Origin of the sequence: Microbacterium sp. MMO-20, assembly GCF_037147735.1 — a bacterium.
GTDB lineage: Bacteria > Actinomycetota > Actinomycetes > Actinomycetales > Microbacteriaceae > Microbacterium.
In genome coordinates, this window is the sequence record NZ_JBBCUU010000002.1 from 76,724 (window position 1) to 99,983 (window position 23,260).

The window sequence follows — 23,260 nt, forward strand, 5'->3', positions numbered from 1 at the left end:
TCCCGTGAGAAAACGTAGTGGCTCTGCGTGCCCGCGAGGCGCGCGCGCCCTCCATAGGTAGGGTCGAAGCCGCATGAATCGCCTCCTCGTCGCCCTCCTCGCCGCCCTCGACGCCCTGATCGCGGCGGCCGTCGGCGTCGCCGCGGCGCTCGCGCCGCTGACCGTGCTGTGGGTGCTGGGCCTCGGCGGCACGGCCGATTGGGGCGCGCTCTGGCCCGCGTCGGTGCGGCTGTGGCAGTTCGGGCAGCTCGTGCCGCTCGCGATCACGCTGCCGCCGGACTATCTCACGGCGACCGGCATCCCGATGGATGCCGCGAGCTTCTGGATCTCCCTCGCTCCGCTCGGGTTCGCCGCCTTCACCGCGCTCTTCGCGGCACGCTCCGGTGCGCGCGCTGCGCGTTCGGGGGCGTGGGTCGTCGGAGTCGCCTCGGGGGCGGTCGTGACCCTCGCCGTCGCGGGGCTGGCATGGCGGACGTCCGCGAATCCCGTCGCTGCCGTGTACGGATGGCAGGCGCTCCTCGTGCCGACCGCCGTGTTCGCTCTTCCCGCTCTGCTCGGTGCGGTCGTCGGAGCCTGGCGACACGGCGACGACGGGGTGGTCGACGCCGTGCGCGCCCGCTTCGAGCGCTCCTCGCTCTCCGAGACAGCGCCCGAGGCGGCAGCACGCGGAATCGGCGTCGTCGTCGCCGGATTCATTGCGGCAGGTGCCGCCGTCATCGCGGTGGCGACCGTCGTGCGCGGCGGTGAAGTGGTCGCGCTGTTCGAGTCGGCGCACGTCGACGCGCTCGGTGTCGTGATGCTCGGTCTCGTGCAGCTCGCCTATCTTCCGACGCTCGCCGTCTGGGGCGGCGCGTTCGCCGCCGGGCCGGGGTTCGCCGTCGGCGCAGGGACCGCCGTCTCGCCCTCCGGAGTCGAGCTGGGAGTGCTGCCCGGCATCCCCGCACTCGGACTCGTGCCGGGCTCGCTCTCGCCGTGGGCGCTCGTGATCGTCATCGCGCTCGTCGCCGTCGGTTTCGCGGCGGGGGCCGCCGCGCGCCGGCGTCTCGTGGCGGGCGGCGGCGAGGCCCCTCCCCGGACACGCGCCGTCGTGCTCGCCGTCATCGTCGTCGGCGGGGCGGCCTCGTGTGCCGCGCTCGCCGCGCTCGCGGAGGGTTCGATCGGGCCCGGTCGTCTCGGCGACGTCGGTCCCGCGGCCGGCCCCGTCGGGCTCGCTGTCGGCGCCGAGCTGCTCGTCGGCGCCGCGATCGCCCTGTTCGCACCCGTCCGGCGCTCGGCGGGACGTTCGTTGTCGCACTCCGACGGCACCGCGGCCTCGTGGCCGGAGGACGCTGTCGTCGTACCTGTCGCCGCCGTGTCCACCCCGTCGCGCGACCTCGTCCCCAGCTCGACGCCTGACGAGACCGAGACAGCGCCGCTGGGCGCGACGGACCTCGATCCGCTGGCGTCCCGCGGCGATCCGGACGACCGCCCGGCCTGACGTGCCTCGAGCCGTCGATCGCCTGAGCCGCCGGTAGACTGTGCGGGTGCTCACGGTCGCCGTCCTTATCTCGGGCACGGGGTCGAACCTGCGGGCGCTGCTCGACGCAGCCGCCGAACCCGGATTCCCCGCGCGTGTTGTCGTCGTCGGCGCCGACCGGCAGGCCGACGGCTTCGCGCATGCCGAGGAGTTCGGCATCCCGACCGTCATGGTGCCGTTCCGCGACTTCGAGACGCGCGAGCACTGGGGAGCGGAGCTGCGCCGTCAGATCGACGTGTGGACGCCCGACCTCGTCGTGCTGAGCGGGCTCATGCGCCTTCTGCCCGCGGATCTCGTGGATGCCTGGGCTCCGGCCCTCATCAATACGCACCCCGCATTCCTGCCTGAGTTTCCGGGCGCGCACGGCGTGCGCGACGCGCTCGCGGCGGACGTCGCCGAGACGGGTGCGAGTGTCATCGTCGTCGACGGCGGCGTCGACACCGGGCCGATCCTCGCGCAAGAGCGCGTCCCGATCGTTCCGGGGGACACCGAGCACACCTTGCACGAGCGCATCAAGCCCGTCGAGCGGCGCCTGCTGATCGATGTCGTGCGCGCCATCGCGACGGGCGAGATCGACCTCGCGTCGTATGCGGCGGCATCCGACGCCCCCTGATCCTTCTCACCCCTTCCGATCCCGAGCACTGGAGTTCCGCATGGCCGGCCCGACCATCGATCCCGCCCTCTACCGCGACCGCGATCTCGTCCCGATCCGCCGTGCCCTCCTGTCGGTCAGCGACAAGACCGATCTGCTGCCGCTCGCGCAGGCGCTCGCCGGCGCCGGCGTCGAGCTCGTCTCGACGGGTGGATCTGCGGCGCTTCTGCGCGAGGCCGGACTCGCCGTCAAGGACGTCTCCGAGATCACCGGCTTCCCGGAGTCGCTCGGCGGGCGCGTGAAGACGCTGCACCCGAGCGTCCACGCGGGCCTGCTCGCCGACCTGCGCCTCGAGGACCACGAGAACCAGCTCGCCGAGCTCGGCATCCTGCCCTTCGAGCTCGTCGTCGTGAACCTGTATCCGTTCGTCGAGACCGTCGCCTCCGGCGCGACCGGCGATGCCGTCGTCGAACAGATCGACATCGGGGGTCCCGCGATGGTGCGCGCCTCGGCGAAGAACTTCGCGAACGTCGCGATCGTCGTCTCGCCCGAGTCGTACCCGGCGATCATCGACTCTCTGGGTCAGGGCGGCACGTCACTGTCGCAGCGTCGCGAACTCGCGGCGCGCGCCTTCGCGCACACCGCCGCGTACGACCGCGCCGTCGCGACCTGGTTCGCGGAGGAGACCCTCGAGTCCGAGGGCGACCTGCCCCAGCACCTCACCATCAAGGCCGAGCGCCTCCAGACCCTGCGCTACGGCGAGAACTCGCACCAGCGCGCCGCGCTGTACTCCCGCGTCGGCGGCCACGGCATCGCCCAGGCGACGCAGCTGCAGGGCAAGGAGATGAGCTACAACAACTACGTGGACGCGGATGCCGCGCTCCGCGCCGCGTTCGACATGGTCAAGCCCGCGGTCGCGATCATCAAGCACGCGAACCCGTGCGGCATCGCGATCGCCGCGCCCCAGGCACTCGACCCCATCGCCTCGGCGCATCTGCGCGCGCACGAGTGCGACCCGGTCTCGGCGTTCGGCGGTGTGATCGCAGCCAACCGCACGGTGACCCTGAAGATGGCCGAGAACCTCCGTGACATCTTCACCGAGGTGATCGTGGCGCCCGACTTCGAGCCCGAGGCGCTCGAGGTCTTCCGTCTCAAGAAGAACCTCCGCGTGCTGCGGCTGCCCGACGACTGGCGGCAGGAGCCGATGGACGTGCGCCTTCTCTCCGGCGGGCTCCTCCTTCAGGACGCCGACCGCTTCCCGCCCGAGGTCGAGACCCTGGTCGACGGGTGGGAGCTCGTCACGGGCGACATGCCCTCCGCCGAGGAGAAGGCCAACCTCGCGTTCGCGTGGAAGGCGTGTCGTGCCGTGAAGTCGAACGCGATCGTCCTCGCGCAGGCGTCGGCGACGGTCGGCATCGGCATGGGGCAGGTCAACCGCGTGGACTCGTGCCGCCTCGCCGTCGAGCGTGCGGGCGACCGCGCCGCCGGGTCGGTCGCGGCATCCGACGCGTTCTTCCCGTTCGCGGACGGACCGCAGGTGCTCATCGACGCCGGGATCCGGACGATCGTGCAGCCGGGTGGCTCGGTGCGCGACCAGGAGGTCATCGACGCCGCGCGCGCCGCGGGCGTCACGATGTTCTTCACGGGCGAGCGGCACTTCTTCCACTGACAGCCGAACCGCCGGCCGCGGTCGGTCGGGAGGGTTGCACCGTTGTGTCCGATTTCCGCGAGCCGCGGGGGCGGTCACGTGCGAGGCTGGGGGCATGTTCGCGGCATCCCTGACCTTCGACGAGCGCTACCGGGCGATCGACGCGCGCGACGCGCGGTTCGACGGGCAGTTCGTGACGGCCGTGCGCTCGACGGGCATCTACTGCCGACCGAGCTGCCCGGCGCGCACGCCGAAGCCCGAGAACGTGACGTTCTACCCGACATCCGCCGCCGCGCACGAGGCGGGCTACCGCGCCTGCAAGCGGTGTCTTCCGGAAGCCGCGCCGGGCTCGCCGGCGTGGAACCTGCGCGGCGACGTCGCAGGACGTGCCATGCGCCTCATCGCGGACGGCGTCGTCGAGCGCGAGGGCGTGCCCGGTCTCGCCGCGCGGCTCGGCTATTCGTCGCGCCACCTCACCCGCCTGCTCACCGAGGAGCTCGGCGCCGGCCCCCTCGCCCTCGCTCGCGCGCAGCGCGCGCACACGGCGCGGATGCTCCTCGTCTCGACCGATCTGTCAGCATCGGATGTCGCGTTCTCGGCGGGGTTCGCGAGCGTCCGCCAGTTCAACGACACCATCAGCGAGGTGTTCGGGATGGCGCCTCTCGCGCTGCGCGCGCGTCGGCGTGGGGATGCCGCCCTCCCCGCACCGGGCGCGATCGACCTCGTTCTGCCGCATCGCGGACCGCTCGACGTCGCAGGGCTGTTCGCATGGATGGCGGCGCGCGCCGTCGCGGGAGCCGAAGTCGGCGCGGCGACGTCCTTCGCCCGGACCGTTCGCCTCCCGGGCGGACCGGCCTGGTTCGAGCTGCGCACCGACGACGCGGGACGGGTGCGTCTGCGCGCGAAGCTCACCCAGCTGGGCGATCTCCCCGTTCTCGTCGCGCGGGCGCGGCGACTCTTCGACCTCGATGCCGATCCGCTCGCGGTCGATGCCGCGCTCAGCACGCACCCGGAGCTCGCCCCGCTCGTCGCCCGGGTCCCCGGCATTCGCGTCCCCGGTGCGGTCGATCCGCACGAGATGCTCATCCGGGCGATGGTGGGGCAGCAGATCACCGTCGGCGCCGCGACGACGGCGCTGTCGGCGCTCACCGACGCGCTGGGGGAGCGGGTCGCCGGATTCGGTGACGACGCTCCGCCCTCCGACGAGGGCGCAGGTGCGCGTTTCGACCGGCTGTTCCCGACGATGGCGGCCATCGCCGCACACGGGCACGAGGTGCTGCGCGGGCCGGGAGCGCGGATCCGCGCGGTCGTGAACGCTGCCACAGCTCTCGCGGACGGAACGCTGTCTCTCACCGCGGGTGACGAGACGCGGGGGCAGCGCGCCGCGCTGCTCGCGCTACCGGGCGTGGGACCCTGGACGGCTGACTACGTGCGGATGCGCGTGCTGGGGGACCCCGACATCACCCTGCCGGGTGATGTCGCGGTGCGGGCGGGGGCGGGGTCCGCCGGGATCCCGGCGGACCCGCGCGGATTCGACCGGTGGGCCGCCCGCACCGCCCCGTGGCGCAGTTACCTCACGGCGCACCTCTGGCGCGCCGTGCCACCTCGCGAAAGGACCACCCGATGACCGCCACGATCCAGACCCTCGACACCCCCGATGGTGCCTTCACCCTGCTCGTCGACGAGCGGCAGCGCGTGCTCGCGAGCGGGTGGACAGCCGAGCCGGCAGCGATCCTCGCACGGCTGCGGACGCCGCCGTCCGACGTGCGCGAGGGAACTGTCGACGCGGCGGCGGCCGTCACGGCGTACTACGCCGGCGACCTCGGCGCGATCAACGGTATCGAGGTGCACCAAATCGGCACCGCGCTGCAGCGCGCCGGATGGGAGGCCCTCCGCCGCATCGCGCCTGGCCGCCCCCTCACCTACGCCGAGTTCGCGACGGCGCTCGGCTCGCCGAGCGCCGTCCGCGCGGCCGCGTCGATCTGCGCGCGCAACGCCGCCGCCCTGTTCGTGCCGTGCCACCGAGTGCTCCGCACCGGCGGAGCACTCGGCGGGTTCGCGTGGGGGCTCCCCGTCAAGCAGGCGCTCCTCGACCGCGAGGCCGCTCTCGCCGCTGATCCGAGCGAACAGATTCTTGCGCACAGCTGACTCTCAGGGATACTCTGGACGGCTGTCGCCGCAACCCGGCGACGCGCCCCCGCTCACCGAACCTGGAGGAACTCATGTCCACGGCCATCGTCTACACGAAGCCCGCCGTCCTCCGTCCGTTCGCGGCCGGGGCATTTCGGGGATAACGCCCGCGCATCTCCCTCTGGCGGCATGACTCCGCCTCGCATCGCGTTCTCCTGCATTCGGGCCCCGCACGTCTTCGTGCGTCCGCGCGCCCGCCCCTTCGCCGTCGCCGCACGTTCGGCATCCCTTTCCGCACCACCCCCGCAAGGATCATGACTTCACCGTCCGAAAAGATCTCGACCGTCCGGGCCCTGGCCCGGCTCCTTCCGTTTGCGAAACCCGTCCTCGGGCGCCTCGTGCTGGGTGCCGTGAGCGCGCTCGGGGCGAGCCTGCTCGCCCTCTCCATCCCGCTCGTGCTCGAGACTCTCGTGCAGGGCCCGATCTCGACGGGGGATGTCGGCGCGCTCGCGTGGGGCGCGGGGCTCATCCTGCTGCTGGGTCTGCTCGAGGCGCTCATGGTATGGCTCCGGCGCTGGTTCGTCCTGGCGCCCTCGACGAGCGTCGAGTACGACATGCGCACGAGCTTCTACGAACGCCTGCAGCGTCTGCCCGTCGCCTTCCACGACCGCTGGCAGTCGGGGCAGCTGCTCAGCCGCATGATGCAGGACATCTCGATGCTGCGGCGCTGGCTCGCCTTCGGCCTCGTCCTCCTCGTCGTCAACATCCTGACGATCCTCGTCGGCATGGGGCTGCTGTTCCGCTGGCACTGGGCGCTCGGGATCACCTTCCTCATCGTCTGTGCGCCGCTGTGGTACGCCGGTTACCGCTTCGAGAAGACGTACGGCACGCTCGCGCGGCGGAGCCAGGACCAGGCCGGCGACCTCGCGACCGCTGTCGAGGAGTCGGTGCACGGCATCCGTGTGTTGAAGGCGTTCGGGCGCGGCAAGCACGCCCTCGTGAAGTTCGCGCGACAGGCGGAGTCCCTCCGCGAAACCGAGATCGACAAGGCGAAGGCCGTCGGCTGGATCTGGTTCTGGCTCGTGCTGCTGCCCGATATCGCCTTCGCACTGTGCCTCGGCGTCGGCATCGTCCTCGCGCAGGCCGGGCAGCTCCAGGTCGCCGAGCTCGTCGCGTTCTTCGCGATGGCCACCGTGCTGCGCTGGCCGATGGAGTCGATCGGCTTCCTGTTCTCGTTCCTGCTGGATGCCAGGACCGCGAGCGACCGCATCTTCGAGGTCTTCGACGAGCAGAACACCATCACCGATCCCGCCGATCCCGTGACTGTCGGCTCCTCGCGCGGGGCGCTCGCCTTCGAGGGGGTGCACTTCCGCTACCAGGATGCGCACGCCTCCGAGCGCGACCTCCTCGACGGCATCGATCTCGCCCTCGAGCCGGGGGAGACCATGGCGCTCGTGGGACTCACCGGCTCGGGCAAAACGACCCTCACGACGCTCCCCGCGCGCCTGTACGACGTCACCGGGGGTCGCGTCACGCTCGACGGCGTCGACGTGCGTGAACTCACGCTGCACGATCTGCGCACGCGCGTCGGCATGGCCTTCGAGGATTCGACGCTCTTCTCGCAGACGGTGCGGGAGAACGTCCTGCTCGGGCGCGAGGACCTCGCGCCCGAGTCCCCCGAGGCAGAGCGCGTGCTGCGCGAAGCGCTCGCGGTCGCGCAGGCCGGCTTCGTCGACGAGCTTCCCGACGGCGTCGATACGGTCATCGGCGAGGAGGGCCTGTCGCTCTCCGGCGGTCAGCGTCAGCGCCTCGCGCTCGCACGCGCCGTCGCGGCGCGACCCGCCGTGCTCGTCCTGGACGACCCGCTGTCGGCTCTCGACGTCGACACGGAGGCACTCGTCGAAGACGCGCTGCGCGAGGTGATGTCCGACACGACGACGCTCGTCATCGCACACCGGCCGTCGACGGTCATGCTCGCAGACCGCGTTGCGCTGCTCGAGGCCGGCCGGATCACGGCGGTCGGCACCCACAGCGACCTCCTGCGCACGAGCGAGCACTACCGCTACGTGATCTCGAGCCTCGAAGACGCCGCGCAGCGGCGTGGCGAGGCGTCCCCCCGCACGACACCCGTCCCCACCATCGAGGAAGTGCCCCGATGACCACGGCATCCGTCGCCGGAACGACCGGAGAAGACCGCTCCGACTACACCCGCGAAGAGTCGCGCGCGATCCGCCGGCGCTCGTTGCGCCTGCTCGGCTCGCTCGTTTCGCCGCTGCGGCTGCAGCTCGCGCTCGCGGGCGCGGTGCTCGTCGTCTCGACCGCGCTGCAGGTCGCGGGCCCGGCCCTGATCGCCTTCGGCATCAACCAGGCGCTCCCGCGCGTTCTGGAGGCGGGCGACTGGATGCCGACGATCATGATCGTCGCGGTCTACCTCACCGCCGGAGCCGGCGGAGCCGCGCTCATCGGCTGGTACGCGGTCGTCGCCGCTCGCCTCACGCAGGCCGTCATGCTCGACCTGCGCAAGCGGATCTTCGTGCACACGCAGCGGCTCAGCCTCGAGTTCCACGAGTCGTACACGTCGGGCCGCATCATCTCGCGTCAGACGAGCGATCTCGACTCGATCCGCGAGCTCCTCGACGGCGGCCTCAACGAGCTCGTCTCCGGCATCCTCTACGGCGGTTTCACGCTCATCGCGCTGCTGCTGCTCGACTGGCAGTCCGGTGCGATCCTCCTCGTCGGCGGCATCCCGCTGTACTTCCTCATGCGGTGGTTCTACCGGGGCTCGCAGCGGGCCTATCGCGAGTCGCGCGTCGTGTCGGCGAAGGTCATCGTGAAGTTCGTCGAGACGATGACGGGCATCCGTGCGGTGAAGGCGTTCCGTAAGGAAGCGCGCAACGACGAGGAGTTCGGCGACCTGTCGGGCCAGTACCGCGACGTCAACATGCGGTCGCTCCGCCTGTTCGGGACGTTCGAGCCGGGCATGATGGCCGTCTCCGCGTTCGTCGTCGCGGGGGTTCTCCTGTGGGGCGGCATCCGGGTCGGCACGGGCGACCTGCTCGTCGGAACCCTGCTCGCCGCCGTCCTGTACGTGCGGAACTTCTTCTCTCCGCTGCAGGAGATCGCGATGTTCCTCAACTCCTACCAGTCCGCCGCGGCCGCTCTCGAGAAGGTGTCCGGCGTTCTCGACGAGGAACCCACCGTGCCCGACCCCGAGCACCCCGTCGACCTCTGGGATTCGCGCGGGCACATCGAGTTCCGGGACGTCGTCTTCGGCTACTCGGGCGACCGCACGATCCTTCCGCACTTCTCGCTCGACATCCCGGCGGGGCAGACGATCGCTCTCGTCGGGACGACGGGCGCCGGAAAGTCGACTCTCGCCAAACTCGTGTCTCGCTTCTACGACCCGAGCCAGGGCCAGGTGACGCTCGATGGCGTCGACCTGCGGGCGCTGCACCCCAAGGACCTTCGCCGCGCGATCGTCATGGTCACGCAGGAGGCGTACCTGTTCAGCGGCACGGTCGCCGACAACATCGCGCTCGGCAAGCCCGACGCGACGCTCGACGAGATCAAGGCCGCCGCGCGCGCGGTCGGAGCGGATGCCTTCATCGAGCGCCTGCCCGACGGGTATGCCACCGACGTCAACAAGCGCGGTGGGCGCGTCTCAGCGGGGCAGCGCCAGCTGATCTCGTTCGCGCGGGCCTTCCTGGCGAACCCCGCGGTGCTGATCCTCGACGAGGCGACCGCGTCGCTCGACATCCCGTCGGAGCGTCAGATCCAGGAGGCGCTGCAGACGCTGCTGGCCGACCGCACCGCGATCATCATCGCGCACCGCCTCTCGACCGTCGCGATCGCCGACCGCGTGCTCGTCATGGAGCACGGCGAGATCATCGAGGACGACGACCCCGAGACGCTCATCGCCGGTACGGGCAAGTTCGCGCAGCTCCACGCGGCGTGGCGCGAGTCGCTCGTCTGACCCGTTTCGCGCCGCAACAGATTCGCAGAACGCCAACAGAATCGGATGCCGCAGACCCAGGCATCCGATTCTGTTGCGTCCTTGCGAATCTGCGCGAGCGGGCGTCGCACGCGAGGAGGGGAAGTGCGGGCTCAGTGCTGCAGGTGCAGCTGCTGCGATAGCGCCCGCGCGATCGCGGCCTCGACGGCGGGCCAGGCGTAGACGATCTCCGCGTACGAGAAGCGACACCCGCACCGTGCTGCCGATGCGCAGAACGGCACCAGAGTCGCAGAGTCGGCGCCGTGGCGTGCGATTCCGTTGCACTTCTGCGAATCCGGAGTCTGCGCGGCGTGCGCAGCCCGGCACGGTGCGACGGGGCGATGCCGGGACTAGAGACGGATCTCGGCGATGACCTCGCCGTACTCGGTCTCGTCGACGGGGACGAACCCCACGCGGCTGAAGAACGCCTCGGGGCCGCCCTGGCCGGCCTCGTAGATGACGTCGACGCGATCCATGCCGCGCGAGCGCGCCTCGTCGAGCAGCTTCTCCACGGCGAAGCGGCCGACGCCGCGGCCCTGGTCGTCGGCATCCACGTTGATCCGCCAGAGCACCGACCGGAAGTGATCCTTCTCGGCCTCCTCATCGAAGTTCGCGCTCACGAACCCGACGACCTCGTCCCCGTCGAGCACGACGCGCTGCCAGGAGGTGGCCGGATTGACGACAGCGCCGGCGACCGCGTAGCTGGTCGGGGCGATGAACGCCTCCTGCCCGGGCTTGAGGGACAGGGCGTTGACCGCGACGATCGTCGCGGCGGACAGTTCCACGAGGCGCAGCTCGGTCATGTCTCCAGGCTAGCGGGTCGCGTGGGAGCCGGCATCGTCCATTCGTCGACACGAGGCAAAGTATCTCGACGTCGAGATACTTTCGTCGCGTGCGGTAGGGTGGGAGGCGACCCCGCGACGCTCGATAGAGGAAGTTCAGACGTGCCTGATTCCACCATCATCTACACCCACACCGACGAGGCGCCGGCACTGGCCACCGCCTCGTTCCTGCCGATCGTGAAGGCGTTCGCGGGCCAGGCCGGAGTCGACATCGACACGCGCGACATCTCTCTCGCCGGTCGCATCCTCGCGGCGTTCCCCCAGCGCCTCACGCCCGAGCAGCAGGTCGGGGATGCGCTCGCCGAGCTCGGCGGGCTCGCGACGCTGCCGGAAGCGAACATCATCAAGCTGCCCAACATCTCGGCATCCATCCCGCAGCTGAAGGCGGCGATCGCAGAGCTGCAGGGCCAGGGCTACGACATCCCCGACTACCCGGACGAGGCCGGAACCGTCGAGGAGAAGGACATCCGCGCGCGCTACGACCGCATCAAGGGGTCGGCCGTCAACCCGGTGCTGCGCGAGGGCAACAGCGACCGCCGCGCGCCTCTCGCGGTCAAGAACTACGCCAAGAAGCACCCGCACCGCAACAAGGCGTTCGCGCAGGGCTCGAAGACGCGCGTCGCGACGATGGGTCACGACGACTTCAAGAGCAACGAGAAGAGCTGGATCGCCGCCCACGACGACGTGTTGACGATCCGTCACACGGCGACCGACGGCACCGTCACGGTGCTCAAGGAGGGACTCAAGGTCCTTCCGCGCGAAGTCATCGACGCGACGTTCCTCTCTGCGAAAGCACTCGACGCGTTCCTCGCCGAGACGATCGCGCAGGCGAAGGCCGAGAACGTGCTCTACTCGGTGCACCTCAAGGCGACGATGATGAAGGTCTCGGACCCCATCATCTTCGGCCACGTCGTCCGCGCGTTCTTCGCCGATGTCTTCGACGCCTACGGGGCGCAGCTCGCGGCGGCAGGTCTGAACGGCAACAACGGCCTCGGCGCGATCCTCTCCGGGCTCGGCGAGCTCGACGGCGGTGACGCGATCTCCGCCCGCATCGCGCAGGACCTCGAGTCGGGCCCGCGCCTCAGCTACGTCAACAGCGACAAGGGCATCACGAACCTGCACGTCCCCTCCGACGTCATCGTGGATGCCTCGATGCCCGCGCTCGTGCGCAACGGCGGAAAGCTCTGGGGCAAGGACGGCGAAGAGGAGGACACCATCGCGGTGATCCCCGATTCGTCGTACGCGGGCGTCTACCAGGCCGTCATCGACGACGTCATCGCGAACGGTCCGCTCGACCCCGCGACCATCGGCACTGTGCCCAACGTCGGGCTCATGGCGCAGGCGGCGGAGGAGTACGGCAGCCACGACAAGACCTTCGAGATCCCGGCGGACGGCGTCGTGGAGGTGCTCGACTCGGCCGGCACCGTGCTCATCGAGCACCGCGTCGAGCGGGGCGACATCTGGCGCGCGACGCAGACGAAGCACATCGCGATCATGGACTGGGTGCGTCTCGCGGTCACACGCGCGCGTGCGACGGGTGTTCCCGCGGTGTTCTGGCTCGACGTCAACCGGGCGCACGACGCCCAGCTCATCGGCAAGGTGCACCAGGCGCTCGCGACGCTCGAGACCCACGACATCACGATCGTGATCCTGCCCCCGGCCGAGGCGACCCGCTACACCCTCGCGCGCCTGCGCCGCGGCGAGGACACCATCTCGGTCACCGGCAACGTTCTGCGCGACTACTTGACCGACCTCTTCCCGATCCTCGAGGTCGGCACGTCGGCGAAGATGCTCTCGATCGTCCCCCTCCTCGCCGGTGGTGGACTGTTCGAGACGGGCGCCGGGGGATCCGCCCCCAAGCACGTGCAGCAGCTCCTCGAAGAGGACTACCTGCGCTGGGATTCGCTGGGCGAGTTCTTCGCTCTCGCGGCATCGTTCGAACACCTCGCCGAGTACACCGGCAACGCCTCGGCCAAGGTGCTCGCCGACACCCTCGATGCCGCGACCGGCACGTTCCTCGAGGAGGACCGTTCGCCCGGCCGCGCGCTGGGAACGATCGACAACCGCGGCAGCCACTTCTATCTGGGCCTCTACTGGGCGCAGGAGCTCGCGCGTCAGACCGCCGACCCCGCGCTCGCGGCCGCCTTCGCGCCGATTGCGCAGAAGCTGACGGATGCCGAGGCGCAGATCGTCGAGGAGCTGAACGCGGTGCAGGGGCACCCGGTCGACATCGGCGGCTACTACCACCCGGACGCCGTCAAGGTCGCCGAGGTGATGCGCCCGTCGCAGACGCTCAACGCGGTGATCGACGCCCTCTGAGCGACGCCATCACGAAGCGGCGGATGCCTCGGCATCCGCCGCTTCGTCGTTGCGGTCAGGCCCGGCGGTCGAGCGCGCCCGCGCCGCGGGCGCGCGTCGTGATCGGGCGACTCAGTTGTGGATCCACACGTCGCCGCCGTTGGGCAGCCAGTCGTAGATCTCCTTGGCGCGCCAGTTGGGCATGCCGACGCAGCCGTGGCTGCGCGGGTTGCCGAAGTCGTTGTGCCAGTACACGCCGTGGAGCGCCTCGCCGCCGTAGTAGTACATGATCCACTGGACGTTCGGGACCTCGTAGTTCCAGTAGTCGTCGGTGGCCGAGGACGACGTCATGGTCTGCACGTCGTGGTGCGACTGCACCGTGAAGTGACCGACGGTCGTGGGGGACTCGGCGATGCCGCTCGAGATCGGCCACGAGTCGATGACCTGCCCGTTCTCCTTCATGTAGAGCATCTGCTCCGACAGGTTGACCTCGACCATCCGCGCCGACGTCGCCATCACCGCGGGGGTGACCTGTACGGGGAGGGCGTAGACGCCGTTGCCGTCGCCGAGCTGTGCGGCGAAGTTCTTCGCGACCGCCGCGGTGTCGCCGAGCGTGCGTCCGTCCGCCCCGGGCGTCGTCGTCTCGAGGACGGTGCCCTCGGCATCCGTCACGACGGCGCCGTTGACCGGGGCGCGGTTGACGAGGGCGGGCAGGGCGTCCACCGACGCCTGGATCTTCGCGGGGTCGGCCGAGATCGTGAAGGTGCCGGCGCGATTGGCGCTGACGGTCAGCCAACTCGCCGCCGTCGCCGCGTCGATCGGCACCGTGCGCTCTTCGCCGACGTAGAAGCCGATGTTCTGGAGCAGGGCGTTGACCTTGTCGGCGGCCGCCTGCGCCTTCGTCGTGTCGGCGGCGGCGGGCACGGCGAAGGGTTCGGGTGTGATCGAGATGTCGGTCTGGCCGGCAGCGAGCGCGTCGTGCAGGGCGCCCGCGACCTGGTCCACGTCGATCCCCGTGCCGTCGACCGCGGGCGTGACGGTGAAGCCGGATCCCGTGAACGACACGGCGGCGGGGGTCGGGTCCGTGTAGGCGGACGGGGCGGCGGCGCGCAGGGCATCGGTCGCGCGGTCCTCGTCGAGCGTCACGGTCGCATCCAGCGGGTCGCCGAACCACTGCGCGACGTTCCACATCGGCCGCTGCTGGAACGCGGCGTCGGCGAGAGCCGCTGCGTCGACCTTGGCGCCGAGCTCGGCGCCCGTGACCGTCGCTCCCGTGCCGTCGATCGTGACGGAGGTGGCGGCGATCCGCTGGTCGATGGCGTCTGTCGCGGCGCCGGCCGTCATGAAGCCGACGGGAACTCCGCCGACCGTCGTGCCGGGCGCGATGAGCAGAGTGGATGCCGCGGCGACCCCGGCCACCACGAGCGCCGCAGGGACGCCGATCCACAGCCAGAGCTTCTTGCGGCTGCGCTTGGCGGGCTCGGCGGGAGCCCACTCGAGCGGAGCCGCGGGGGTGTCAGCGGCGATCACGGTTGTCGCGGCAGCATCGCCACTTTCGGGCGCGCCCGACTCGCCCTCGGTCTCCGACTTCGAAGCCAGATCGGTCACTGCGCACCCCCCGGTAGAGGCGGAGCAGCGCGCGTCTGCGCTGTTCCGCCCCTCAATGGTACGCGAAAAGCAGCCGCTGGCCGGGGGAGAAGGGGTGCACGGGCGTCACGGAAGCATCACGGGGACGGGCACAGCTTCGTGAAGGCGGCGAACGATTCCTGGATGCCGGCGGTCGCGGACTGCAGCGCCGCGAGCTGCGTCAGATCCCCTGACGCGATCGCGCCGAGGGCGTCCGCGGCGTGCGTGAATCCCTTCTGGAGTTCGGGGAGAAGGCCGGCGATCTCGGGGTTGTCGATCTCGCCCGCGGCGTCGGAGAGGGAGGCGGCGACATCGCCCATGACGCGGGCGGAGGCCTGCGGGTCGGTGACGTCGAGCTGCGTCAGGCGTTCCGCGGCATCCGCCACGTTCTCCCGCACTGCGGCGCACGCCGTACCGACGTCTTGCGCCGAGGCGGTCGGGGCAGTGCCGGTGCCGGCGGTGCAGCCCGCGAGCGCAAGCGCTCCGGCCAGGGTGAGGGCGATGAGCCCGCGGCGGGTCCGACGAAGCATGGGACCGGCTCCTCTCGTGGGGATGACGTGTAACGGTTGTGTAAACACGCCATTCGGGTCGTGGGGCGCGCTTGCAAATGGTTTGTTCGTAAGGTTTACTAACAAACATGCCAGGATCGGACACGCAACGGAGCCCCTCCGTCGAGAACACCCCGCGGGCGGGGCGTTCCTTCGGGTCGAGCCGCGCGCTGCGACAGGCCGCGAAGGTCCTGCCCGAGCACGCCCGGGCGCACAACCGATCGCTCGTGCTGCAGACCCTCTTCCACCAGGGTGCCATGTCGCGGGCGGATCTCTCCCGCGAGACGGGGCTCACGCGCGTCACGATCTCGGATCTCGTCGCCGAGCTCATCGACGACGGCTACGTCGCGGAGCGCGGCGTGCGCGAAGCGGCCGGCCCCGGCAAGCCCGCGATCCTCGTCGACCTCGACCGCGAGGGTCATCGCATCATCGGTGTCGACCTCTCGCGCAGTGACCGGTTCCTCGGCGCCGTGCTCACGCTCGACGGCGAGATCGTCGCGCGTCACGACGTCGACGTCCCGGCGGAGCGCTCCGACATCCTCGCGACGGTCATCGCGCTCGTACGCGCGCTCGTCGAAGATGCGCACGCGCCCGTGCTCGGAATCGGTGTCGGCTCGCCGGGTATCGTCGACGACCACGGCGTCGTGCAGACCGCTCCGAACTTCGGCTGGACCGCCGTCGACCTCGAACACATCCTGGGCGCCGAGGTGTCGCTGCCGGTCCTCGTCGCCAACGATGCGAACGCCGCCGTCCTCGCCGAGTACACCTTCGGCGGTTCGGGGGAGGACGTGCTTCTCGTCCGCGTCGGCCGCGGTGTCGGCTCGGGTCTGCTGGCGAGCGGCCAGCCGATGCTCGGCAGCCGCTTCGCCGCCGGCGAGATCGGACACGTCACCGTCGGAACCGACGGCGGACCGGTGTGCGTCTGCGGCAAGGTCGGATGCCTCGAAGCCTGGCTCTCCGAGCCCTCGCTGCGCCGTGCGCTCGCCGAGCCCGGTGTCGACCGCGACGCCGTCCTGCAGGGCGCGGGGGAGCGGCTGGGCATCGCACTGGCGCCTGTCGTCGGCGCGCTCGACCTGTCGGAGATCGTCCTCTCCGGCCCCCCCGAACTACTCGAAGGCACGCTCGCCGAGGCGACCGTCGAGACACTGCGTGCGCGCACACTCGCCGAGTTCCACGACGGCGTGCAGGTACGGATGACGGCCGAGGGGCAGGACATCGTCCTGCGCGGCGCGGCCGTCATGGTCCTCTCCGGACAGCTCGGGGTCTCATAGCCCTCACCAATCCCCCCGGATGGGTCGGTCGGAGTTCCCGTCCCCCGACCCCAAGGGAACACCAAGAAAAAAGGAAGACACCATGAACAAGAAGCTCGGAGCCCTCGCGCTCCTCGGCGCTTCGGCTGTCGTTCTCGCCGGCTGCGCAGGCGGCACCTCCGGTGGCAACTCCGCCACGCCGGAGGGCGCAGAGCTGCGCGTCTGGCTCGTCGGCACCGACACGCCGCAGGATGCGCGCGACTACCTGACGAAGACCTTCGCCGAGGAGAACCCCGGTTCGAAGATCGTCATCGAGGAGCAGCAGTGGACGGGCCTCGTCGACAAGCTCACGACGAGCCTGTCGTCGAACGACACCCCCGACATCGTCGAGATGGGCAACACGCAGGCTGCGGCATTCACCTCGTCGGGCGCGCTCCTGGACATCTCCGACATCCAGTCGGACCTGGGCGGCGACGACCTGCTCCCCGGCTTCGTGGAGGCGGGCTCCTGGGACGGCAAGCTGTACGCCGCGCCGTACTACTCGGGCGCGCGCGTCGTGTTCTACAACACGGCCCAGTACCAGACGGCCGGCGTCTCGGTGCCGACGACCCTCGGCGACTACGTCTCCAACGCGGGTAAGCTCGCCGCGGCGCTCCCGGGCGTCTCGGGCGTCTACTTCCCCGGCAAGGACTGGTACAACGCGCTCCCCTTCATCTGGGAGAACGGCGGCGAGATCGCCGTGCAGAAGGACGGCAAGTGGGACGCGCAGATGTCGAGCGACGCCTCCGTCGCGGGCATCACGCAGGTCCAGGAGGTCATGGCCTCTTCGCTCGCCCCCAAGGACGGCGACGAGACCGAGGCATGGGTCCCGTTCCGCACTGAGAAGGCTGCGACCCTCTCCGCTCCGAGCTGGGCGTACTGGTCGATCGTGGCCGACGAGGACAAGGCCGACACGGCCCTCACCAACTCGCTCGGCTACTACGCCCTGCCGGGCAAGGACGGCGGCGCGGCCAAGGTCTTCGCCGGTGGCTCGAACATCGGCATCGCGGCCAAGTCGTCGCACGCCGACCTCGCCAAGAGCGCGCTGAAGATCATGCTCAGCGACGACTACCAGGAGATCCTTGCGAAGGGCGGCCTCGTGCCGGCCAAGAAGTCGCTCGGTAAGGACGTCGCCGCGGCGACGCCGGAGCTCGCGAAGGTCATCGCGGATGCCGCGGCGAACGCGAAGCTCACCCCGGCATCGCCCAAGTGGGCCGACGTCGAGGCCAAGGGCCTCCTGCAGGACTTCTTCGTGAAGGTCGCGCAGGGCGGCGACGTCAAGGCGCTCGCTACGGAACTCGACACCCAGATCGAGTCCATCCTCAACGGCTGATCCCCCGCAGCCTGACCCGGCGGGTGATTCCCGCCACCGGTTCCCCCGGGGTCCCGAAACCCCGGGGGAACCCCCCCTCGACCCACGGAAGGAGATCGCGCGATGACCTCGACGACAATCTCCCCCGAGTTGACGCACCCCGCTCCCGAGGCGCCCACCCCGCGCCGCCGCCGTCCCTTCGACGGCACGCCGCTCGCGCTCCTGCTGCCCGCGCTCGTGATGCTCGTCGTCTTCATCGGCTGGCCGCTTCTGCAACTGATCATCATGTCGTTCCAGAAGTACGGCCGCGAACAGATCTTCGGCGCCCCGCCGAGCTTCGTCTGGTTCGATAACTACATCAAGGTCCTCACGGACTCGGAGTTCTGGGTCGTCCTCGGGCGCAGCTTCGGCCTCATGGTCGTGTGCGCTGCGGCGACGATGGTCTTCGGCGTCGCGATCGCCCTCATGATGAAATCCCTCGGCAAGGTCATGCGCACGGTCGTCTCGGTCGGCCTGCTGCTCGCCTGGGCCATGCCGGCACTCACCGGCACCATCGTCTGGGGCTGGATCTTCGACACGTCGTACGGCCTCGTGAACTACCTGCTGACGCAGATCACCGGGCAGAACTGGATCGGCCACAGCTGGCTGTCCGATCCCCTGAGCTTCTTCGGCGTCGCCGCCATCATCATCACGTGGGGCGCGATCCCCTTCGTCGCCTTCTCGACCTATGCCGGCCTCTCACAGGTCCCGGACGAGGTGCTCGAAGCGGCATCCCTCGACGGGTCGAGCGCCTGGCAGCGCTTCCGCTTCATCGTGCTGCCGTACGTCCGGTCGATTCTCGTGGTCCTGCTCATCTTGCAGGTGATCTGGGATCTCCGCGTCTTCGCCCAGATCTACGCGCTGCAGACCGTCGGCGGCATCCGCGCCGACACCAACACCATCGGCGTCTACATCTACTCGGTCTCGATGGCCACCGGCGACCTCGGCTCCGGTGGGGCGATCTCGGTCCTGCTCGTGATCATCCTTCTCGCGATCTCCGCCTACTACATCCGCACCATGCTGAAGGAGGACGAGTCGTGAGCGCCCGTACGCGCCGGATCACCGGCCGTGTCGCCCTGAACGCCGCCGCCATCGTGGTCTTCGCCTGCTCCGTGTTCCCGGTCTACTGGATGGTCAACACGGCCCTCCTGCCGGGCTCGGCGGTCAAGAGCGACGTGCCGCACTTCTGGCCCGACCAGTTCACCCTGAAGAGCTTCGAGGCCGCGTGGAACGGCGGATTCGTGCCCGCCCTCGGCATCTCGCTCGCGGTGACGCTCCTCACGCTCGTCACAGCGCTCGTCTTCGCGTTCCTCGCCTCGATCGCCGTCTCGCGCTACCGGTTCCGCTCGCGGAAGACGTTCATCGTCGCGATCCTCGTGATCCAGATGATCCCCGCCGAAGCGATGATCATCTCGACGTTCCGCGTCCTCGACGGCTGGCAGCTTCTCAACACCGTCATCGGTCTCGCCGCGGTCTACATCGCGATGGTGCTCCCGTTCACGATCTGGACGCTGCGCGGCTTCGTCAACGGCATCCCCGCCGACCTCGAAGAGGCCGCCATGATCGACGGCTGTACGCGCACTCAGGCGTTCTGGCGGGTCACCTTCCCGCTTCTGGCGCCCGGACTCGTCTCGACCGGCATCTTCGCCTTCATCCAGGCGTGGAACGAGTTCGTCTTCGCGCTGGTCATCATGACCCGCCCCGAGATGGAGACCCTGCCGATCTGGCTGCGCAGCTTCGTGCAGGCCACGAAGGCGACCGACTGGGCCGTCGTCATGGCCGGCTCCACCCTCATGGCCATCCCGGTGATCGTCTTCTTCCTCATCGTGCAGGGCAAGATGACGAGCGGTCTCGTGTCGGGAGCGGTGAAGGGCTGATGCGACTCGGGTTCGACGTCGGTGGTACCAAGACCGACGCGGTGGTCGTTGCGCCCGGCGAGGAGATCCTCGCGCGGGTGCGGCGCCCCACCGGGTGGGGTCCCGATGCGGTCGTCCAGACCGTGCTGAGCCTCGTCGCCGAACTCGCCGGCGCCGTCGGCATCCGGCCCGCGGAGTTCCGGTCCATCGGCATCGGGATGCCGGGGCAGGTCGCCCCGGGCAGCGCGACCGTGACGCACGCCGTCAACCTCGGCGTCGGCGAACTGGACCTCGCCGCCGCCGTCGGTGGCGTCGTGGGTGTTCCCGTCCGCGCCGAGAACGACGTGAAGGCCGCCGCGATCGGCGCCTACGCTCTGCACGGCTTCTCGGACGCCGTTGCCGAGGCGGCGACGGCGAGGCCGCGCTCGCTCGCATACCTCAACCTCGGCACGGGGGTTGCGGCGGGTTTCGTCCGAGACGGCGAGCTGTGGCGTGGCGCGCACGGCACGGCCGGCGAAGTCGGGCACATCTCGGTCGACCCGAACGGCCCGCTCTGCAAATGCGGTCAGTTCGGCTGCATCGAAGCCTTCTGCGGCGGCGGCGCCATCGCCGAACGCTGGGGTCGCGCGTCGATGCTGCCCGTGCTCGACGTCTTCGATGCGGCGGATGCCGGCGATGCCGAGGCGATCGCGCTGCGGGCCGGGCTTGCGTACGGTGTCGCGTCCGCCATCCGCGTGATCGTGCTGTCTGCGGACGTCGATCGCGTCATCCTCGGGGGAGGCGTCACCGCCCTCGGGGATCGTATGCTGAGCCTCGTGAAGGACGATCTTGCCGCGAGCGCCGTGGCATCGCCGTTCATGAGGTCCCTTCGTCTGGTCGAGCGGGTGGAGCTTCTGCCCCCCGGATCGCCCGCTGCGGCCGTCGGCGCCGCATTGGTCGGGGCCAGCGCAACCGAACAGGAGGCAGTCGCCCATGGCTGAGATCGTCATCGTCCCGTCCGCCGCGGCAGCGGGGGTGCTCGTCGCCGACGCGATCGTGAAGCTCATCTCCGCGCGGCCCGACGCCGTGCTGGGTCTTGCGACGGGGTCGACGCCCCTCAGCGTCTACGAAGCGCTGCGTCCACGCGTCGCCGGCCTCGACCTCTCCCGCGTGCGCGGGTTCGCGCTCGACGAATACGTCGGCATCGACCCGAACCACCCGGAGAGCTACCGCTCGGTGATCACGAAGGAGGTCGTCGAGCCGCTCGGTCTCGATCCCGCCCTCATCCACACGCCGAACGGCGACCTGGCGACGATCTCGCACGCGGGTGAGGACTACGAGCGCGCGATCGCAGAGGCCGGCGGCATCGATCTGCAGATCCTCGGCATCGGGACCTCCGGTCATATCGGCTTCAACGAGCCCGGGTCGTCGTTCGCGTCGCGCACGCGCGTGAAGACGCTGATCGAGCAGACTCGCGAGGACAACGCCCGCTTCTTCGACTCGGTCGACGATGTGCCGATGCACTGCATCACGCAGGGGCTCGGAACGATCCTCGAGGCGAAGCACCTGTTCCTGCTCGCCTTCGGCGAGGGAAAGGCCGCCGCGGTCGCGGGAGCCGTCGAGGGGCCGGTGACGTCGTCGCTCCCGGGGTCGGCGATCCAGCTGCACCCGCATGTGACGGTCGTCGTCGACGACGCGGCCGCCTCGCAGCTCGCGCACGCCGACTACTACCGCTACGCGTTCGCGAACAAGCCCGCGTGGCAGGGGCTCTGACCCGTCGTCCGCATCGGGCGAGCCGGCGTCAGGGCGCGAACACCTTGCCGGGGTTCAGGATGCCGGCGGGGTCGAACACGCGCGTGATCGCGCGCTGCAGCTCCCACTGATCGGGGCCGAGCTCGTCGGCGAGCCAGCGCCGCTTGAGGATGCCGACGCCGTGCTCTCCCGTGAGGGTGCCGCCGAGGCGCAGCGCCGCCTGGAACAGCTCGCCCGCGGCCTCCCAGACGTGGTCGGGGACCTCGGGTCCCTCGACGATGAAGTTCGGGTGCAGGTTGCCGTCACCGGCATGGCACACGGTCGGGATGGCGAGCCCGTAGGTGCGCTCGATCCGGGCGATCTCGTCGAACATGTCCGGGAGTGCGCTCCGGGGGACCGAGACGTCCTCGATGAGCGCCGTGCCGAGGGTCTCCATCGCGGGGTGCATCGATCGGCGGATCCGCCAGAGCAGGTCGGCCTCTGCATCGTCCACGGCCAGGCGCACCGCGCCCCCGGATGCGGCGAGGATCGCGGCGATCGACTCCGCCTCCTCCGACGCCGTCGGGCCATCGGTCTGGATCGTCAACTGCGCAGCGCCCGCGTCGGGCGCGGGGAGGCCGAGAAGGCGATGCACGGCGTCGAGGGACGCGGCATCCATCAGCTCCATGATCGCCGGCTGGACTCCCGACGCGGTGACCGCCGCGGCGGCGCCGGCCGCGTGGCGGACGTCGGGGAACGATGCCGTGAGCGTGCGCGTCTGTCCGGCGATGAGCCGCCGCAGCTTGAGCGTCGCACCGACGACGACGCCGAGCGTGCCCTCCGACCCGATCACGAGCGACGTCAGATCAAGGCCCGTCACACCCTTCACACTGCGGTGACCGAGGCGGAGCAGACGACCATCTGCGAGGACGAGGTCGACGCCGAGGACCGCGTCGCGCACGACGCCGTACTTCGCGCAGAGGAGCCCGCCGGCGCCCGTTGCGATGTTGCCGCCGACGGTCGAGATCTCGCGGCTCGCCGGGTCTGGTGCCCACCACAGCCCGTCCTCGGCGAGAGCGCGATTCAGGTCGGCATTGAGGATGCCGGGTTCGACCACGGCGATCAGGTCGTCGGGACGCACCTCGAGGATGCGGTCCATGCGGCGCACCGACAGGACGATCTCCCCGGCCCCTGCGTTCGCCCCGCCGGCGAGACCCGTGCCCGCCCCGCGCGTGACGACGGGCGTTCCGGTGGCGTGCGCGATGCGCAGCGCCTCCTGCACGTCGGCGACGGATGCCGCGTGGACGATCGCGAGGGGACGCCCCTGCGCCGCGTGCCCCGACTTGTCGGTCCGAGCGGCCTCGAGGTGGGCGGGATCGGTGTCGACACGTTCGGCGAGCGTACGCCGCAGCTGCGTGACGACGTCGGTCTCGGATGCCATCTTCAGGTGAGGCGACGACGTCCGGCGATGAGTCCCACCGTCACCGCCACGACAGCGAAGGCGATGCCGATCCAGGCGCTGCCACTGGTCCACCACACGATCGTGGCCGCGGCGTAGACGAGGAGTTCGACCAGCGCGCGCACGAACGGGTGCACGGCGAACACCGCGCGCGGGGAGACGAACAACGCCCACAGGAGGATCGCGACGAGCGGGGTCGCGATGCCGAGCACGATGTTCCATGGGAACGGCCACGCCGTGAAGCCCCAGACGGCGAGAGTGCCGAAGGCGAAGAGTTCGCAGAGGAACGCGATGACGTCGATGGCGTCGAGTGCGGGGCGCGTGCCGGCTGCCGTCGTCGTCGCCGGCTGCTCGGGTGCGGCGGGACGGACGTGCGGCAGATCGGACATGCCTCCAGTCTACGC

Annotated in this window: 19 protein-coding genes; 14 read left to right on the forward strand and 5 right to left on the reverse strand. The window is 70.3% G+C overall.

Annotated features, from left to right (window positions below; all coding sequences use genetic code 11):
* The first annotated feature begins 73 nt into the window (after nt 1–73).
* The 7 genes from WFI52_RS04020 (at nt 74) to WFI52_RS04050 (ending at nt 9,859) form a co-directional block, all read left to right on the forward strand.
* Complete coding sequence (locus WFI52_RS04020; RefSeq protein ID WP_336626013.1) at nt 74–1,477, forward strand: cell division protein PerM; 1,404 nt, start codon at nt 74–76, stop codon at nt 1,475–1,477.
* A 46-nt stretch (nt 1,478–1,523) separates the two neighbouring features.
* Nucleotides 1,524–2,129, forward strand: coding sequence for a phosphoribosylglycinamide formyltransferase (gene purN / locus WFI52_RS04025; protein WP_336626012.1), 606 nt, complete (start codon nt 1,524–1,526; stop codon nt 2,127–2,129).
* 40 nt (nt 2,130–2,169) lie between these two features.
* A complete protein-coding gene (gene purH, locus WFI52_RS04030; protein ID WP_336626011.1) occupies nt 2,170–3,777 on the forward strand; it encodes a bifunctional phosphoribosylaminoimidazolecarboxamide formyltransferase/IMP cyclohydrolase in 1,608 nt (535 codons plus the stop codon).
* 94 nt (nt 3,778–3,871) lie between these two features.
* Nucleotides 3,872–5,383, forward strand: a complete 1,512-nt coding sequence (locus tag WFI52_RS04035; protein ID WP_336637396.1) for an AlkA N-terminal domain-containing protein — start codon at nt 3,872–3,874, stop codon at nt 5,381–5,383.
* Nucleotides 5,380–5,904 (forward strand): methylated-DNA--[protein]-cysteine S-methyltransferase, encoded by a 525-nt coding sequence (locus tag WFI52_RS04040; RefSeq protein WP_336626009.1) that lies wholly within the window; start codon nt 5,380–5,382, stop codon nt 5,902–5,904. The genes WFI52_RS04035 and WFI52_RS04040 overlap by 4 nt, the downstream gene beginning before the upstream one ends.
* 296 nt (nt 5,905–6,200) lie before the next feature.
* Nucleotides 6,201–8,045 (forward strand): ABC transporter ATP-binding protein, encoded by a 1,845-nt coding sequence (locus tag WFI52_RS04045; protein WP_336626008.1) that lies wholly within the window; start codon nt 6,201–6,203, stop codon nt 8,043–8,045.
* Nucleotides 8,042–9,859, forward strand: coding sequence for an ABC transporter ATP-binding protein (locus WFI52_RS04050; RefSeq protein WP_336626007.1), 1,818 nt, complete (start codon nt 8,042–8,044; stop codon nt 9,857–9,859). The genes WFI52_RS04045 and WFI52_RS04050 overlap by 4 nt, the downstream gene beginning before the upstream one ends.
* A 368-nt stretch (nt 9,860–10,227) precedes the next feature.
* Here WFI52_RS04050 and WFI52_RS04055 read toward each other — a convergent pair whose 3' ends face one another.
* On the reverse strand, nt 10,228–10,680 hold the full coding sequence (locus tag WFI52_RS04055; protein ID WP_336626006.1) for a GNAT family N-acetyltransferase: 453 nt from the start codon (nt 10,678–10,680) through the stop codon (nt 10,228–10,230).
* A 141-nt stretch (nt 10,681–10,821) separates the two neighbouring features.
* Between WFI52_RS04055 and WFI52_RS04060 the strand changes: the two genes are divergently transcribed.
* Nucleotides 10,822–13,038 (forward strand): NADP-dependent isocitrate dehydrogenase, encoded by a 2,217-nt coding sequence (locus WFI52_RS04060; protein ID WP_336626005.1) that lies wholly within the window; start codon nt 10,822–10,824, stop codon nt 13,036–13,038.
* Nucleotides 13,039–13,149: 111 nt separating this feature from the next.
* On the opposite strand, the gene WFI52_RS04065 is transcribed toward WFI52_RS04060, so the two are convergent.
* A complete protein-coding gene (locus WFI52_RS04065) occupies nt 13,150–14,625 on the reverse strand; it encodes a L,D-transpeptidase family protein (protein WP_336626004.1) in 1,476 nt (491 codons plus the stop codon).
* Nucleotides 14,626–14,741: 116 nt separating this feature from the next.
* Nucleotides 14,742–15,173: a hypothetical protein gene (locus WFI52_RS04070; protein ID WP_336626003.1), complete on the reverse strand. Its 432-nt coding sequence runs from the start codon at nt 15,171–15,173 to the stop codon at nt 14,742–14,744.
* Nucleotides 15,174–15,280: 107 nt separating this feature from the next.
* Between WFI52_RS04070 and WFI52_RS04075 the strand changes: the two genes are divergently transcribed.
* The 6 genes from WFI52_RS04075 (at nt 15,281) to WFI52_RS04100 (ending at nt 21,439) form a co-directional block, all read left to right on the forward strand.
* A complete protein-coding gene (locus WFI52_RS04075; protein ID WP_336626002.1) occupies nt 15,281–16,462 on the forward strand; it encodes an ROK family transcriptional regulator in 1,182 nt (393 codons plus the stop codon).
* Between the two features lie 82 nt (nt 16,463–16,544).
* Nucleotides 16,545–17,813, forward strand: a complete 1,269-nt coding sequence (locus tag WFI52_RS04080) for an extracellular solute-binding protein (RefSeq protein WP_336626001.1) — start codon at nt 16,545–16,547, stop codon at nt 17,811–17,813.
* Nucleotides 17,814–17,915: 102 nt separating this feature from the next.
* Nucleotides 17,916–18,872, forward strand: coding sequence for a carbohydrate ABC transporter permease (locus tag WFI52_RS04085; protein WP_336626000.1), 957 nt, complete (start codon nt 17,916–17,918; stop codon nt 18,870–18,872).
* On the forward strand, nt 18,869–19,708 hold the full coding sequence (locus WFI52_RS04090; protein ID WP_336625999.1) for a carbohydrate ABC transporter permease: 840 nt from the start codon (nt 18,869–18,871) through the stop codon (nt 19,706–19,708). The genes WFI52_RS04085 and WFI52_RS04090 overlap by 4 nt, the downstream gene beginning before the upstream one ends.
* Complete coding sequence (locus tag WFI52_RS04095; RefSeq protein ID WP_336625998.1) at nt 19,708–20,667, forward strand: ROK family protein; 960 nt, start codon at nt 19,708–19,710, stop codon at nt 20,665–20,667. The genes WFI52_RS04090 and WFI52_RS04095 overlap by 1 nt, the downstream gene beginning before the upstream one ends.
* Nucleotides 20,660–21,439 carry a glucosamine-6-phosphate deaminase gene (locus tag WFI52_RS04100; RefSeq protein ID WP_336625997.1) on the forward strand — a complete coding sequence of 260 codons (780 nt, stop codon included), beginning with the start codon at nt 20,660–20,662 and terminating at the stop codon, nt 21,437–21,439. The genes WFI52_RS04095 and WFI52_RS04100 overlap by 8 nt, the downstream gene beginning before the upstream one ends.
* A 28-nt stretch (nt 21,440–21,467) precedes the next feature.
* On the opposite strand, the gene WFI52_RS04105 is transcribed toward WFI52_RS04100, so the two are convergent.
* Together WFI52_RS04105 and WFI52_RS04110 are read right to left on the reverse strand one after the other, a co-directional pair.
* Nucleotides 21,468–22,838 (reverse strand): FAD-binding oxidoreductase, encoded by a 1,371-nt coding sequence (locus WFI52_RS04105; protein ID WP_336625996.1) that lies wholly within the window; start codon nt 22,836–22,838, stop codon nt 21,468–21,470.
* Nucleotides 22,839–22,840: 2 nt separating this feature from the next.
* On the reverse strand, nt 22,841–23,245 hold the full coding sequence (locus tag WFI52_RS04110) for a YrdB family protein (RefSeq protein WP_336625995.1): 405 nt from the start codon (nt 23,243–23,245) through the stop codon (nt 22,841–22,843).
* Nucleotides 23,246–23,260 lie beyond the last annotated feature (15 nt).

Coding starts and splice junctions, on each gene's coding strand:
- WFI52_RS04070 (WP_336626003.1), bottom strand. CDS start 15,173: ATGCTTCGTCGGACCCGCCGCGGGCTCATCGCCCTCACCCTGGCCGGA.
- WFI52_RS04075 (WP_336626002.1), top strand. CDS start 15,281: ATGCCAGGATCGGACACGCAACGGAGCCCCTCCGTCGAGAACACCCCG.
- WFI52_RS04080 (WP_336626001.1), top strand. CDS start 16,545: ATGAACAAGAAGCTCGGAGCCCTCGCGCTCCTCGGCGCTTCGGCTGTC.
- WFI52_RS04045 (WP_336626008.1), top strand. CDS start 6,201: ATGACTTCACCGTCCGAAAAGATCTCGACCGTCCGGGCCCTGGCCCGG.
- WFI52_RS04020 (WP_336626013.1), top strand. CDS start 74: ATGAATCGCCTCCTCGTCGCCCTCCTCGCCGCCCTCGACGCCCTGATC.
- WFI52_RS04105 (WP_336625996.1), bottom strand. CDS start 22,838: ATGGCATCCGAGACCGACGTCGTCACGCAGCTGCGGCGTACGCTCGCC.
- WFI52_RS04100 (WP_336625997.1), top strand. CDS start 20,660: ATGGCTGAGATCGTCATCGTCCCGTCCGCCGCGGCAGCGGGGGTGCTC.
- WFI52_RS04110 (WP_336625995.1), bottom strand. CDS start 23,245: ATGTCCGATCTGCCGCACGTCCGTCCCGCCGCACCCGAGCAGCCGGCG.
- purH (WP_336626011.1), top strand. CDS start 2,170: ATGGCCGGCCCGACCATCGATCCCGCCCTCTACCGCGACCGCGATCTC.
- WFI52_RS04085 (WP_336626000.1), top strand. CDS start 17,916: ATGACCTCGACGACAATCTCCCCCGAGTTGACGCACCCCGCTCCCGAG.
- WFI52_RS04095 (WP_336625998.1), top strand. CDS start 19,708: ATGCGACTCGGGTTCGACGTCGGTGGTACCAAGACCGACGCGGTGGTC.
- WFI52_RS04050 (WP_336626007.1), top strand. CDS start 8,042: ATGACCACGGCATCCGTCGCCGGAACGACCGGAGAAGACCGCTCCGAC.
- WFI52_RS04055 (WP_336626006.1), bottom strand. CDS start 10,680: ATGACCGAGCTGCGCCTCGTGGAACTGTCCGCCGCGACGATCGTCGCG.
- WFI52_RS04040 (WP_336626009.1), top strand. CDS start 5,380: ATGACCGCCACGATCCAGACCCTCGACACCCCCGATGGTGCCTTCACC.
- WFI52_RS04035 (WP_336637396.1), top strand. CDS start 3,872: ATGTTCGCGGCATCCCTGACCTTCGACGAGCGCTACCGGGCGATCGAC.